14 protein-coding genes are annotated in these 13,313 nt (G+C 64.0%); 6 read left to right on the top strand and 8 right to left on the bottom strand.

The genetic code is table 11. The features are described from left to right. The first annotated feature begins 16 nt into the window (after positions 1-16). Complete coding sequence (yidA, locus tag I6L33_RS06615) at positions 17-826, top strand: sugar-phosphatase (RefSeq protein ID WP_005308272.1); 810 nt, start codon at positions 17-19, stop codon at positions 824-826. A 361-nt stretch (positions 827-1,187) separates the two neighbouring features. After that, on the top strand, positions 1,188-1,958 hold the full coding sequence (locus tag I6L33_RS06610; protein ID WP_216973753.1) for a gamma-glutamyl-gamma-aminobutyrate hydrolase family protein: 771 nt from the start codon (positions 1,188-1,190) through the stop codon (positions 1,956-1,958). 9 nt (positions 1,959-1,967) lie between these two features. Here the strand turns inward: I6L33_RS06610 and I6L33_RS06605 are convergent, their stop codons facing one another. Further along, positions 1,968-2,381 (bottom strand): hypothetical protein, encoded by a 414-nt coding sequence (locus I6L33_RS06605; RefSeq protein WP_005308268.1) that lies wholly within the window; start codon positions 2,379-2,381, stop codon positions 1,968-1,970. A 115-nt stretch (positions 2,382-2,496) separates the two neighbouring features. Here I6L33_RS06605 and I6L33_RS06600 point away from each other — a divergent pair, with 115 nt between their 5' ends. Together I6L33_RS06600 and I6L33_RS06595 are read left to right on the top strand one after the other, a co-directional pair. After that, positions 2,497-4,023, top strand: a complete 1,527-nt coding sequence (locus I6L33_RS06600; protein ID WP_216973752.1) for a mechanosensitive ion channel family protein — start codon at positions 2,497-2,499, stop codon at positions 4,021-4,023. A 41-nt stretch (positions 4,024-4,064) separates the two neighbouring features. Next, entirely contained in the window at positions 4,065-4,466 is a 402-nt protein-coding gene (locus I6L33_RS06595; protein ID WP_216973751.1) for an STY0301 family protein, read from the top strand. 98 nt (positions 4,467-4,564) lie between these two features. Here I6L33_RS06595 and I6L33_RS06590 read toward each other — a convergent pair whose 3' ends face one another. From I6L33_RS06590 to I6L33_RS06565, 6 genes are all read right to left on the bottom strand, one after another. Beyond that, the gene (locus tag I6L33_RS06590) at positions 4,565-5,275 is read right to left on the bottom strand and encodes an HAD-IA family hydrolase (protein ID WP_216973750.1); all 711 of its coding nucleotides are present in this window, start codon (positions 5,273-5,275) and stop codon (positions 4,565-4,567) included. A gap of 38 nt (positions 5,276-5,313) precedes the next feature. After that, a complete protein-coding gene (xerC, locus tag I6L33_RS06585) occupies positions 5,314-6,291 on the bottom strand; it encodes a tyrosine recombinase XerC (RefSeq protein WP_042051541.1) in 978 nt (325 codons plus the stop codon). Then, a complete protein-coding gene (locus I6L33_RS06580) occupies positions 6,284-6,964 on the bottom strand; it encodes a DUF484 family protein (protein WP_162518960.1) in 681 nt (226 codons plus the stop codon). Before I6L33_RS06580 ends, xerC begins: the two co-directional genes overlap by 8 nt. 79 nt (positions 6,965-7,043) lie before the next feature. After that, on the bottom strand, positions 7,044-7,874 hold the full coding sequence (gene dapF, locus I6L33_RS06575) for a diaminopimelate epimerase (protein ID WP_005308255.1): 831 nt from the start codon (positions 7,872-7,874) through the stop codon (positions 7,044-7,046). Positions 7,875-7,939: 65 nt separating this feature from the next. Beyond that, positions 7,940-9,190, bottom strand: a complete 1,251-nt coding sequence (gene lysA / locus I6L33_RS06570) for a diaminopimelate decarboxylase (protein ID WP_005308254.1) — start codon at positions 9,188-9,190, stop codon at positions 7,940-7,942. 20 nt (positions 9,191-9,210) lie between these two features. Continuing rightward, a complete protein-coding gene (locus I6L33_RS06565) occupies positions 9,211-9,387 on the bottom strand; it encodes a lipoprotein (RefSeq protein WP_017408874.1) in 177 nt (58 codons plus the stop codon). A gap of 73 nt (positions 9,388-9,460) precedes the next feature. Between I6L33_RS06565 and cyaY the strand changes: the two genes are divergently transcribed. Beyond that, complete coding sequence (gene cyaY / locus I6L33_RS06560; protein ID WP_005308252.1) at positions 9,461-9,775, top strand: iron donor protein CyaY; 315 nt, start codon at positions 9,461-9,463, stop codon at positions 9,773-9,775. Next, positions 9,772-10,425 (top strand): alpha/beta hydrolase, encoded by a 654-nt coding sequence (locus I6L33_RS06555; RefSeq protein ID WP_216973749.1) that lies wholly within the window; start codon positions 9,772-9,774, stop codon positions 10,423-10,425. The genes cyaY and I6L33_RS06555 overlap by 4 nt, the downstream gene beginning before the upstream one ends. Before the next feature lie 123 nt (positions 10,426-10,548). Here I6L33_RS06555 and I6L33_RS06550 read toward each other — a convergent pair whose 3' ends face one another. Beyond that, positions 10,549-13,083 (bottom strand): class I adenylate cyclase, encoded by a 2,535-nt coding sequence (locus tag I6L33_RS06550; protein WP_216973748.1) that lies wholly within the window; start codon positions 13,081-13,083, stop codon positions 10,549-10,551. Positions 13,084-13,313 lie beyond the last annotated feature (230 nt).

Genomic DNA, 13,313 nt, shown 5'->3' with positions numbered 1-13,313 from the left:
TGCAGGATAGTGAGAGATGTACAAGCTGATCGCATTGGATATGGATGGCACCCTGTTGAACTCCCAGGGCCAGATTTCCCCCCGCACCCATGCGGCCATCGCCGCCGCCCGCGCCCGGGGAGTCACGGTCGTGCTGGCCTCCGGCCGCCCGCTGGAGGGGATGAGCCGCTATCTGGCCGAGCTCGGCCTCACCGGCCAGGATGATTACGTCATCTGCTACAACGGCGCCCTGGTGCAGCAGGTGGCCGATCAGCGCATCATCCGCAGCCAGCTGCTCACCGGCAGCGACGCCAGCGCCATCGCCGCCCTGGCCGACGAGCTGGGCGTCAACGTGCACGGCTTCTCGGTCAGCCAGGGGCTCATCAGCCCCAGGGTCAGCCCCTACACCGAGCACGAATCCCGCCTCATCGACATGCCCATCAAGCTGCTGGACTTCGCCACCCTGCCCGCCGACGAGCAGATCCTCAAGGTGATGATGATCGATCCCGAGCCGCTGCTCTCCCCCGCCATCGCCAAGCTGCCGGCCGAGCTCTACCAGCGCTATACCGTGGTGCGCAGCGCCCCCTACTTCCTCGAGTTCATGAACAAGCGGAGCAACAAGGGGACCGGCGTTGCCGCTCTGGCCGAGCACCTGGGGCTGGATGCCTCCCAGGTCATCGCGGTGGGGGATGCAGGCAACGATCACCACATGATCGAGTACGCTGGGCTGGGGGTGGCCATGGGTAACGCCACCGACGACATCAAGGCGCTGGCCCAGCACACCACGGGGCGCAACGATGAAGACGGGGTCGCCCAGGTGATCGAGCATTTCATCCTGAACGCCTGAGTCGACAAGGGGCCTGCGGGCCCCTTTTGCTGTCTGGGTCTGTCTGGCTACGAGGCCACATGTTTAATATATCCACCACGACAATACCCTCCCCTTACTTCCCCTTCGCTACAGCCCCCTTTTAATGGGACTCAAGCCAGCCGAGCGCAGAATATATTTAACATTTTGGCATCATTTCGTTTGACATATTGAACGGCCTTGGCAGACTGGGATCAGGATCCAGGCTGTCGTTGCCCAGGCTGACCGACGATTCTGGTACTGCGGCACGACCCCGATCCCACGACCATGCCTTGAGGCATGCCCTTGCGCCGGCAAGGGTCTGCCCAAGGCGCAGGACCGCTAAGGACAGCCAAGGTGAATCATGACTCGCAGCACCCACACCCCGCGTAAACCCGTCGTACTGATGACCATGGGCGCTCAGCCCCGCAATGGTCACGCCTATCAGGTGATGACCCACAAATACATTCAGCCGCTGGTGGAGATCAGCGGCTGCGTCCCCCTGCTGGTGCCCACCTGCTGCGGCACCGAGGATCTGGCGCAATATCTGGATCTGGCGGATGGGGTCTATCTGAGCGGCGCCGGATCCAACATAGATCCAACCCTCTACGGCCAGGAGAACCTCACCCCGGAGAAGCAGCAAGACAGAGACAGGGATCTGTTCGACATGGCGCTGGTTCGCGCCGCCCTCGACCGCGGCCTGCCGATCCTCGGCATCTGCCGCGGCATGCAGGAGATCAACGTGGCGCTGGGGGGAGACATCTACCAGAAGGTCTACAGCGAACCGGGTTATGACGATCATCGGGAGGATGCGGACGATCCGGTGGACGACCAGTATGGTGAGAGCCATCAGGTGGCACTGGTGCCGGACAGCTGGCTGGCGGAGCTGATGGGACAGCCGTCGATCCCGGTCAACTCGCTGCACGGGCAGGGGATCAAGACCCTGGCCAAGGGACTGGTGCCGCTGGCCCATGCCGAAGACGGGCTGATCGAGGCGATCCACGCCCCCGCCCTCTCCCCCTTCCTGCTGGCGGTGCAGTGGCATCCGGAGTGGAAGGCGAGCCAGAACCCTCACTCCATCAAGATTTTCGAGGCCTTTGGCGACGCCTGCCGGGCCCGTCTGAGCGGCCTCTGACGCCGCCGGCTAGTCGCCGAACCCGCGCGCCTTGAGCTTGGGCAGCGCACCGCGAGACGGGCGCAGGGTACGGCACACCTCCATCCCCTTGAGCCCGCGCTGGATGTGATCCGGCGTGTGGCCGAACACCATGCCGTTGCTGCGGTAGAGGGCGTTGTCGTCCAGCTCGAACAGCTCGCCGCCGATCAGCAGCTGCTCGCGGCCGTTGACCGTCTTGCCGCGCTTGAGCGGCAGCGTCATGTCGCTCAGCACTTCGCCGGTGGCGCACCCCTCGCGCCAGCGCGCCTCGTCTGAAAAGGGGGTGATGGCGATCTCGCGCCAGGATCCATCACGAAACTCGACCCGATACTTGTCGGCCAGCTGATCACAACCCACCAGCAGCCAGGCCCCGGCAATCCAGGCCACCTTGCTCCACTTGCGCACGCGCTCCACTCCCTTGTCAGACAGGTGCCCAGCATAAAGAAATTGCCTCGACCCCGCATCCATTTAGCGGATTGAAACCAACTATGCTGGAAATAACCAATGATAAGGGGCTGCTATGTTTGGCGATAACCTCGTTGCGCTACCTACCCTGCTGTGGATTGGCGACCACCCGTTCTGGACCCTGCTGACCCTGTTCCTGCTCTTCACCCATTTCCTGCGCAGCCCCGGTCGCCGCCGTGAGCTGGTGAGCGAGCTCGGCTTCGTGATGATAAGCCTGGTGGTGATCCTGCTGATCCAGCTAGAAGGCGGCTGGTTTCGCCTGCCCCTGCCCCGCCACTGGCTGGTGGAGATCTCCAGCCTGCTGGCCGGGCTGGTGCTGGTGAAGATCTGGGGGATCCTGCTGTTCCAGTTTCTGCTGCCCCTGTGCCAGATCCGCATCCCGCGCATCATCGCCGACATCGTCATCACGGTCGGCTACATCGGCTGGTGCCTGTTCCGCCTCTACGCCTCCGGCATGGCCCTCGGCGAGATCGTCACCACCTCCGCCGTCATCACCGCCGTCATCGCCTTCTCCATGCAGGACACCCTGGGCAACCTGCTGGCCGGGGTCTCGATCCAGCTCGACAACTCCATCGCCATCGGCGACTGGCTGCAAGTAGAGACCACCCAGGGCCGGGTGGTGGAGATCAACTGGCGCGCCACCACCATAGAGACCCGCAACTGGGAGACTGTGGTGATCCCCAACAGCCACCTGCTCAAGCAGCGCTTCACCGTGCTCGGGCGGCGCCGCGACGCCCCCCTGCAGTGGCGCCGCTGGGTCTGGTTCGACATCACCCTGGACACCCTGCCCACCCAGATCATCGCCCTGGTGGAACACTCACTGCGGGAGACCCGCATCCGCAACGTCTCCGCCAGCCCGCAGCCGGACTGCCTGCTGATGAACGTGGAGAACGGCATCGCCCGCTACGCGGTGCGCTACTGGCTCACCGATCTGGCGGTGGACGATCCCACCGACTCTGCGGTGCGCACCCTGATCGATGCCGCCCTGCGCCGCAACGACCGGCGCCTCACCCCGCCCATCTTCAACGTCTTCATGACCTCGGATCAGGATCACAAGGATCAGCGCCACAAGCGCCATACCGCCGAGCGGACCGACACCCTGCGCCGCTTGCCGCTGTTCGCCATGCTGCAGGAGGAGGAGCTGCTGAGGTTGGCGGATCAGGTCAAATTCGCCCCCTTCGTCAACGGCGATCGGATGCTGAGCCAGGGGGAGATCTCCGGCTGGCTGTTCGTGCTGGTGAAGGGGGATGCCCAGATGCTGGTGGAGGTGGAAGGCCGCGAGCTGCCGCTCGGCACCCTCAATGCCGGCGACTTTTTCGGCGAGTTGAGCCTGCTCACCGGCGAGCCCAGTCCGTTCACGGTGCGGGCCCAGGGGACCGTCGAAACCTATCGCATCAATCAGGCCATGTTCCAGGAGCTGGTGACCCAGCGTGGCTCCCTGCTCGAGCCGCTCTACAAGGTGTTGAGTGCCCGTCAGCAGGAGCAGCAGGAGCTGCTGGCACGGGAGGCGGAGGCCATGAAGCAGATAGCCCCGCCACGGGATCTGCTGGACAAACTGATGGCGCTGTTTGGCGGGCGATGACGTAGCATGGGAGCCCATACTTTCCATTCGAGACGTGTTTCATGCTGCTGACCGCGCTGGCCCTGAGCGCCACCCTGCAATTTGACTGCCCCGCCACCATCGAGACCCGCCAACAACCGCTGGACACGACCCAGGAGTGGCAGGCCGTCACCCGCAACGAGCTGGGGGAGCAGCACCAGCCTCTTCGCCACCGGCTGGAGAACCTGGCCCTGTTCGACGGCGACCCCGACGAGCGCGCCCAGCTCAAGCCGGACAACGGCGACAGCCACGCCATCCACTACTGGAGCCTGGATCGCCACAATCCGCGCCTCTTCTATCTGGTCTGCCACTACCGGGAGACCGCCATCACCCTGCAACAGGCGCTGCCCGCCGGGCTAGGCTACTGTCGGGTCAACCAGCCCTCCCCTTACGATCTCCGCGGTCTGATTTGCCGCAGCGAGTGACGGCTTCGGCATGACCCTTGTGACGGCGGCAGCCTGCGGTGAATGAGCGGCCGACATGGATGCATGTCGGCTGCGAAATGGCGCCTGTTGAGGTCTGACTAGAGCAGCAGGTCGGCCAGCTCGCCCAGCGCGGCCAGCTCCACGTCCGGCAGCAGTTGCAGCCGCTCTCCGGGTTGCTGATGCTCGTTGAGCCAGGCGGCCTTGAAGCCGTGCAGCCGGGCTCCCAGCACGTCGGTCTGCGGGTGGTCCCCCACGTGCAAAATGCGGTCGGGGGCGAGCCCCAGGGCCTTTTGCACCTGCACGAACATGTCCGGTGCCGGCTTCATTCTGCTGCCAAGACCAGCCTTGCAGACCAGGGTGAAGTAATCCGCGAGGCCAGCCTGGGCCAGATCCAGGTTGCCGTTGGTGATCACCGCCAGCGGGTAGCGTGCCGCCAGCCGGGCCAGCAGGGCATGGGTCTCGTCACTTACCTCGATCTTCGAGCGCTCGGCCAGAAACGCGGCGAACACCGACTCCGCCTCCTGCGCGGCCCGGGTCTCGGCCATGCCTCCGGCCATCAGCGCGGCCTGGATGCCGTGCCGGCGCGCCAGGCTGACGTCGTCGCGCAGCGCCGGTTGTTCCAGCAGCAGGTTGCGCTTGAGCTCCAGCCAGCGCGGCTTGTCCAGCATGGCGGTGGCCAGGTATTCGCTGCGCAGGTGGGCCAGCATCCACTGCTCGGCTCGCTCGATGGCCGGGCCGTTGTCATAGAGGGTGTCGTCGAGGTCAAACGAGATGGCGGCCACCGGCTGCCAGCGGCGATAGAACTGCATGGTCTCTCCTCTTGTCGGGGCCGGCTACCCGGCCCCCGTCATTCGTCGTCCGGGGTAGCGGGATCCCGCTTCGCCCTTGGATGGGCGCTGTCATACACCTTGGCCAGGTGCTGGAAGTCGAGGTGGGTGTAGATCTGGGTGGTAGAGAGATCGGCGTGCCCCAGCAGCTCCTGCACCGCCCGCAGATCGCCGGAGGACTCCAGCATGTGGGTGGCGAAGCTGTGGCGCAGCTTGTGGGGATGGACGTGGGCGTTGAGCGCCTGCTTGTTGCCCCAGCCGTCGAGCCGCTCCTGCACCGAGCGGGCCGACAGGCGCTGCCGGCGTTTGGAGACGAACAGAGCCTCCTGCTCGTCGCCGGCCAGCAGCGGGCGCAGCTTGAGCCATTTTTGCAGCCACTCCACCGCCATCCGCCCCACCGGCAGCACCCGCTCCCGCGAGCCCTTGCCGGTCACCCTGAGCTGGCGCTCGTCGAGCTTCACGTCCGCCAGATTGAGCCCCACCAGCTCGGCGAGGCGCAGGCCGGAGGAGTACATCAGCTCCATGATGGCGCGATCCCGTACCGCCAGCGGATCCTGCTCGTCGGTGATGTTGAGCAGCTGGTACATCTCGTCCACGTCCAGGTTCTTTGGCAGCGGCCGCCCCTGCTTGGGGGTGACGATGCCGCGGGCCGGATTGGCGACCAGCCGCCCCTGGCGCACCTGCCAGTCACAGAAGCTGCGCAGGGCGGAAACCTTGGTGGCGAGCGAGCGGGGCGCGAGCCCGGCCTTGTGCATCCGGGTCACCAGGCTGCGCACCTGGCTCGCCTCGAGTCGGGCCCAGTCATCGACCCCGAGCTTCACCAGCTCGGCGGTCATGGCTTCCAGATGGGCCTGGTAGTTGCTGCGGGTGTGGGGGCTGAGCTGGCGCTCGACCCGCAGGTATTCGATGAAGGCCGCAAGCTCCCCCGCCAGCGCGGCCGGCAGGAGCTCGGCGGCAGGCGCCGCCTTGGTGGAGGGGCTGGCCGGCGCCTTAGCCACGGGCCAGCTCGGGCAGGCGCAGCTGCAGCAGGCGGCCGAGCTGACCCAGCAGCAGGGTGTCGTTGTGGGGAGTGAAGTGGCTCGGGTCCGAGCTGGCGAAGGCCAGCACGCCGAGATCGCCGAGCCGCATCAGGGCCACCGAGTTGACCAGCACGTCGTGACCGAACAGCGCCTGCTTCTCGCTCTGGTTGAGCCGGCCGAAGTAATAATCCTGCCCGGGCAGGCGCTGACCCAGCAGTTGCTCGAGCTGTTTGCCCTCCGCCATGAACTTCTGCTCGGGGCCGCTCAACTGGAATTTTTTCGGGCTGAGCCAGAGCCGCAGGCCGGTCAGTCGCAGCCGCTGCACGAACGCCTTGCCCATCACCGCGCTCACCTCGAACAGGCTCCGACAGCCGTACAGCTCGCCGTAGAGATCGGCATAGACCCGGAAGATCCGCTCGTTCTCGCTGGCGATCCCCATCAGCTCGGTGATCTCCTGCTCCAGCTGCTCGATGCGTTCGCGCTGGCGGTCAAGCTGGCGCTCCACCAGCGAGACGGTGCCCTTTTGCTCATGGGGAATACGGATCCGGTCCAGCATGGCCGCGTGGCGCTGGAAAAACTCGGGATAACGGGCCAGGTACTCCAGCACTGTGGCTTCATCCACCAGTGGTTCCTGCCGTTTGAGTTCGCTCATAACTTGGTTGGTCCATCCGAAAAAGGGGCCAAGGGCCCCGACATTAGTGCTTGGCAGTGCGGGGGCTCCCCGCCCGTGCCTATAACTCTATCTGGCCGTCAAACACGTGCTCGGCCGGCCCTGTCATGTAGACCGGCTGACCCGGCCCCTTCCAGGCGATGGTCAACTTGCCCCCCGGCAGGGTGACGGTGACCCGCTCCTTGAGCTTGCCCTGGCTGATGCCGATCACCACGGCGGCGCAGGCGCCGGTGCCGCAGGCGAGCGTCTCGCCCACCCCGCGCTCGAACACCCGCAGCTTGATCTCGCTGGCGTTGACCGTCTCCATGAAGCCGACGTTGACCCGCTCGGGAAAGCGTTCATGACGCTCCATGATGGGACCCAGGGTCTCCACCGGCGCATCGGCCACCGAGGGCACCTCGATGACGCAGTGGGGATTGCCCATGGAGACGGCCCCACACATCACAGTATGCTCCTGGGCCCGCAGCAGGTAGGTTTTTTCCGCCTTCTGGGCCCGAAACGGGATCTTGCCCGGCTCGAACTGGGGCACCCCCATGTTGACCGTGACCTGGTTCTCCCCCTCCAGCTGCAGCACGATGCGGCCACGCGCCGTGCTCACCGCGATGCGATCCCGGTTGATCAGCCCCTTGAGGCGGACGAAGCGGGCGAAACAGCGAGCACCGTTGCCGCACTGCTCCACCTCGCTGCCATCGGCATTGAAGATGCGGTAGTGAAAGTCGAGCTCGGGATCATAGGGCGGCTCCACCAGCAGCAGCTGGTCGAAGCCGATGCCGAAGTGGCGATCCGCCAGCTTCTTGATGACGTCATTGCTGAAAAACACCTTCTGGGTGACGCCATCCACCACCATGAAGTCGTTCCCGAGGCCGTGCATCTTGGAAAAATCTATCAACATCGTGCGTTCCTGTACCCTTGTTCACGCTCTCACCCGGAGGAACGCTTAGAGAAATCCATCAACCATCAGGGCAGCAAATGCTCACCGCGCCAGAGATCCGCCAACTGCTCGCGCTCTCTGATGAGGAACGACTGCGCTCCGTCCACCAGCACTTCGGCGGCGCGAGGACGGGTGTTGTAGTTGGAGGACATGGTAAAGCCGTAGGCACCGGCGGAACGCACCGCCAGCAAGGAGCCCTCGGCGATCGCCAGGGTGCGCTCCTTGCCGAGGAAGTCACCGGTCTCGCAGACCGGGCCGACCACGTCGTAAACCGCCTGCTCGTGGCTCGCGCGGCTGTCCACCTCGATGATGTTCATCCAGGCGCCGTAGAGCGAGGGGCGCAGCAGATCGTTCATGCCGGCATCGATCAGGGCGAAGTTGCGGCTCTCGCCCGGCTTGAGGTACTCGACCCGGGTCAGCAGCACGCCGGCATTGGCGACGATGGCACGGCCCGGCTCGAACAGCAGGGTCAGATCCCGGCCCGCCAGCTTCTGCTTGAGCGCCTCGGCATATTCGCTGGGATGGGGTGGCTGTTCGGCGCCATAGTTGACCCCCAGGCCCCCGCCCACGTCCAGGTGGTGGATGTGGATGCCTTCCGCCGCCAGGCCGTCGATCAGCCGCAGCAGCTTGTCGGCCGCCTCCATGAAGGGATTCAATTCAGTGAGTTGCGAGCCGATATGGCAATCCACCCCGACGATCTCGATGTTGGCCATGGCCGCCGCCTTGCGGTAGATGGCGGGTGCCAGCTCGATGGGAATGCCGAACTTGTTCTGCTTGAGGCCGGTGGAGATATAGGGATGAGTACCGGCGTCGATGTCGGGGTTGACCCGCACCGAGACCCGGGCCTTCTTGCCCATGCTGCCCGCCACCCGGTTCAGACGCTCCAGTTCGGCTTCCGACTCCAGGTTGAAGCAGAGGATCTCTTTATCCAGCGCGAGGCGCATCTCGGCCTCGCTCTTGGCGACGCCGGAGAAGACCACCTTGGCCGGATCGCCGCCCGCCGCCAGCACCCGCGACAGCTCGCCGCCGGAGACGATGTCAAAACCCGAACCCAGGCGGGCCAGCAGGTTGAGCAGCGCCAGGTTGGAGTTGGCCTTGACCGCGTAGCAGATCAGATGGGGGATGTCGCCCGCCGCCTTGTCGAAGGCGTGCCAGTGACGTTCCAGGGTGGCGCGGGAGTAGACGTACAGCGGAGTGCCATACTGCTCGGCAAGTTGTTGCAGCGAGGTGTGTTCGGCCTGAAGCTGGCCGTCGGCGTCGTAGTTAAAGTGATCCAAGGGGGCGGTTCCTTCCTAAATTATTGCGGCGCGGCCTCTGGGGCTGCCTCGGCGGTCGCAGGCGTCTGTGCTTGCGGTGTACTCTGGGTCTGGGGCTGCTCGGGGGGTGGCATATAGAGCGGTCCCGTCAGGCCACACGCGGCCAAACCAAGAGACAGAAGAGTGGCAAGCAGACACTTGGTAAGCTGGGTAATCATAATGGTTCGCTGCGAAAAAATTTTTGGCCCTCTATAATCGCACTCACATTGTTAAAAGCAACAGGATAAACCGATGAAGGATCACGAGTATCACGCCCTGACCGACGCCTTTTTCCAGTATGTGGAAGACACCATCGACGAGGGGTATCCGGATATCGACTGCGAACGCGCTGGCGGGGTCTTGACCCTGAGCTTCGAGAACAAGACCAAGGTCATCATCAACAAGCAGGAGCCCCTGCACCAGATCTGGGTCGCCACCCGCGAGAACGGCTTCCACTTCGAGCTGCAAGGGGAAAGCTGGATCGACAACCGCTTCGGCCACGAGCTCAAGACCCTGCTGAGCCAGGCCTGTAGCTCCCAGGCGGGCGAGCCCGTCCAGTTCCCATGATCGACCTGCACCCTGCCGATGCCCGTCATGCGGTGATCTGGCTGCACGGGCTGGGGGATTCCGGCGCCGGCCTGGCCCCCTTGGTGGATGCGCTGGCCCTGCCCGCCGACCTGCCGGTGCGTCACCTGCTGCCCGATGCACCCGAGCGGCCCATCACCATCAACATGGGCTACAAGATGCGCGGCTGGTACGACATCAGAAGCTTCGAGGATCCGGCGGATCGCGCCGTGGAGTCCCACGTCAGGGAGTCTGCGGCCCGCATCGCCGCGCTGATCGAGCAACTGGTGGCCGAGGGCTTCGCCCCCGAATGCATCGTGCTGGCCGGCTTCTCCCAAGGGGGCGTGATTGCCTCCTTCACCGCCCTGCGCCTGCCGCAGCGCCTGGCGGGCCTGCTCTGCATGTCCACCTACCTGGCGGCGCCCGACGCCCTGCTTGGCGAGATGAGCGAAGCCTCTCGCGACCTGCCCATCTGCTATATGCACGGCATCTATGACGATGTGGTGAGCCTCTCCATGGGCTGGAACGCCAAGAACCGGCTGGAAGCGGCCGGGCTCTCCCCCGAGTGGCACGAGTACCCCATGCGCCACGAGATCTGCCGCCCACAGCTGGGCGACATCCGCCAGTGGCTGCTGGCCCGCCTCGCGGGCTGAGTCAACCGCGGATAGCCAAACGGCCTGCAGATGCAGGCCGTTTTCATTCGATATGGGCGATGATCCTGTGCAGCAGGGGGCCTAGACCAGGGCGCTTGCGCGCACGCCGGACCGGCCCCTGCCCTACCCCGCGCCTGCGGCGGACCCGAGCTCGCGCCCTTGGCCACCGTCACGCAACTGACCCTGGCTGCGGTAGGGGATCACCTCCAGCTCGCCATTGATCTGCACTATCTCGTAGTACTGGGGCAGGTTGAAGTTGCTGAACTGGCCCGCGTCGCTGAAGCGCTCGTGGCTGGAGGTGTAGAAACGGTTCACCCCCTGCACCAGCTCATCCTTGTTGCCGGCGAAGTGCTGGTAGATCTCCACCCGGTTCGCCTCGTCCAGGATATAGATGTTGGTGCCCGCGTCCCGGGTATCGAAGAAGAACTGCACCAGCCCCTCGCTGGCGTAGGCGTCGACGATGCCGGGCAGGTGCTGGCTGTGGGTCTTGTCGAGCCGCAGCGGCAGGTGATCCAGCTTGTTGTGGGAGATGTGGCGGTAGAAGTCGACCGCATTCTCCAGTTTCTTGACCGACACCCCGCGCCGCTCGAAGAAGATGCCGTACTTCTCCTTGCCGAGCGCCAGCGTCTTGACCAGCTGCTGCTTGTCGCGGGCCAGACGTAGCTCGATGCACTCGGCCACCAACTGCTGGAAGCGGCTGCGCACCAGGGAGCGGAAGTGCTGGCTGTAGCAGAACACCTCGATCATCTCGGGAGCGGCGGCATCCTGGTGCATCTTGCCGAGTATGGTGGTGAGGGCGTCTACCACGGCTTCGTCCCCCTGGAAGTGGAGGGTACGGATCTCGCTCCAGGAGTTGCGATAGACCAGATCCACCGAGCCTACCAGGCACTCCAGGTTGCGGCCGAACGAGAAGACGTCGGCGGCGTTGGCGTCGAATTCGATCACCTGGCCCACCCAGTGACTGGTCGGGTCCGTCTCCAGGTTGAGGAAGATGGAGAGCTGGCGAATTTCGCACGGCCGGCTCAGCGCCAGGTTGGTGGCACGGGGATACTTGACCGGGAAGGTGCCGGAGAGATCGCGACAGAACTGGTGCAGGTTGTCGATGTGCAGATCCGAGCCCTGGTTGAACAGGTGCACCCGGGACTGGGACGTCAGCAGGCCGTTGAAGTAGGCCCAGGAGACCAGCTTGCTGATGTAACCGTTATATTCGAGCGGCGCCCGGCCGATGATATCCACCGGCTCCAGCGAATGCTTGTAGAGATACCAGCCGGCGCGGTTCAGGCGACCGTGCGGCACCTGCACGAAGCTGAGATCAGGCTCGCTCAGGTCCGGCGCTATCTTGAGGTTGATCCGCTGCACCTTGCCCGGCAGGCTCTCGAACGCGGCATAGAGCTTGCGCGACAGTATGCCGATGTCTTCCGGGTTGATGGACTCGCTGATGTTGTTGCGCCGGGCAAACTGGATGAGGTTGCGGTAGCTCTGCATCAGGGCCTCCAGCAGCTCGGCGTAGGCCACCTTGACGTCCTCCACCTTCCACTCCTGGCGGTGATCCAGATGCTGCAGCCGCTCCCGGCTCCAGCCCCAGTAGTCCACCAGCTGGGTCATGAGCTCGCGGCGCCAGGCCGGGGAGTGGTCCTCTTTCGGATGGCTCAGGCCGTCACACACCTTGAGATAGAAACAGCGGCGCACCAGATCGAGCCGCTGCATGTCGCCGATGGACTTGAGGTAATTGGTCACCTTGTCCAGCATCAGGCAGTAGTTGTCGAGCCGGTAGTGCATTCCCTCATTGTGCTGGAACCAGTCGCGGCTGGTCACCGACAGCAGGCGGGTGTTGGGGTACTCGTGGGAGTAGGCCTCCATCAGCACCGACTTGAGCACTGCCTTGTAGGGGGAGTCGATCCCCTTGTAGAGCTGCCAGAGGGCGGAGCCAAAATACTCCTCGGCCGGAATGCGGTTGAAGCCCCCCAGATCGAGCCAGTCATCCTGGCTCAGCTTGCCGTGGGCAAACAGGCCGTTGACGTAGTCGTCGTAGTGATCGTCATACTCGGCAGGCACCAGATACCAGAGCAGCCGCTTGCCGGCGATGTGCATGGCGCTGCGGTAGAACTCGTCGAGCAGCAGCAGGTGCTGGGCGCTGCCGCAGCTCTCACCCTGCATCTGGGCGTCGTTGCGCTGGCGGAACTTGTCCTCGGGGATCAGGAAGAAGTTGAGATCGACCCCCCGCTGCTCGGCCCACTTGGAGAGTTGCTGACACTTGAGATCCAGCAGCGCGAGCCGCTCCTGCGACAGACCGGCCACGTGGCAGACCCAGATGTCGAGATCCGAGTGGCAGCACTGACCGATGGACGAGGTGCTGCCCATGGAGTAGAGCCCCTGGATCGACTTGTCATGGGTGGTGAGGCCGTTCTGGCAGTTGGCGTTCTGGCAGAGATCCTCGATGAAGGCCTGCTGGGCGTCGTTGGCGGTAAAACTCCAGATGCCGTGCGGCACATCCCCCGCCACATAACCGGGCAGCAGGGGGTGATTGAAGTGCAGCATGACGGGTAACAGCTGGAAGACCTGCTGCCCGTAGCGACTCATGAGACCTAACGCCCGCTGCGTCTTGAGACGATTGATGTCGTCGTAGCGCGCCACCAGCGTGTCGAGTTTTACCAGCAATGCCCTGCCTATACGAGGTGATAAATGACGCACCAAAACGGGGAGACGTCAAAAAAGTGTGATCATGTTAACAATGCAAACAGCGGTGGTAAACAAGCCCGCACACAATCGCCGGATTATTTATGACAAGTCACTAAACAGTATCATTGGAAAGCAATAATTTTTTTAAATTTCAATCAATTAACCTTGCATTTTAGTTTAATGAAAATCATTTTCAGCCGCTGTTTTTG

It is taken from the genome of Aeromonas sp. FDAARGOS 1403 (assembly GCF_019047325.1).
Taxonomy (GTDB): Bacteria; Pseudomonadota; Gammaproteobacteria; order Enterobacterales; family Aeromonadaceae; genus Aeromonas; species Aeromonas dhakensis.
This window is presented reverse-complemented; position numbering and strand designations above follow the sequence as displayed.

What these genes read in the sequence shown, in the direction of transcription:
- yidA (WP_005308272.1), top strand. Translation starts at nt 17, where the DNA reads ATGTACAAGCTGATCGCATTGGATATGGATGGCACCCTGTTGAACTCC.
- I6L33_RS06610 (WP_216973753.1), top strand. Translation starts at nt 1,188, where the DNA reads ATGACTCGCAGCACCCACACCCCGCGTAAACCCGTCGTACTGATGACC.
- I6L33_RS06600 (WP_216973752.1), top strand. Translation starts at nt 2,497, where the DNA reads ATGTTTGGCGATAACCTCGTTGCGCTACCTACCCTGCTGTGGATTGGC.
- I6L33_RS06595 (WP_216973751.1), top strand. Translation starts at nt 4,065, where the DNA reads ATGCTGCTGACCGCGCTGGCCCTGAGCGCCACCCTGCAATTTGACTGC.
- I6L33_RS06590 (WP_216973750.1), bottom strand. Translation starts at nt 5,275, where the DNA reads ATGCAGTTCTATCGCCGCTGGCAGCCGGTGGCCGCCATCTCGTTTGAC.
- I6L33_RS06580 (WP_162518960.1), bottom strand. Translation starts at nt 6,964, where the DNA reads ATGAGCGAACTCAAACGGCAGGAACCACTGGTGGATGAAGCCACAGTG.
- dapF (WP_005308255.1), bottom strand. Translation starts at nt 7,874, where the DNA reads ATGTTGATAGATTTTTCCAAGATGCACGGCCTCGGGAACGACTTCATG.
- I6L33_RS06565 (WP_017408874.1), bottom strand. Translation starts at nt 9,387, where the DNA reads ATGATTACCCAGCTTACCAAGTGTCTGCTTGCCACTCTTCTGTCTCTT.
- cyaY (WP_005308252.1), top strand. Translation starts at nt 9,461, where the DNA reads ATGAAGGATCACGAGTATCACGCCCTGACCGACGCCTTTTTCCAGTAT.
- I6L33_RS06555 (WP_216973749.1), top strand. Translation starts at nt 9,772, where the DNA reads ATGATCGACCTGCACCCTGCCGATGCCCGTCATGCGGTGATCTGGCTG.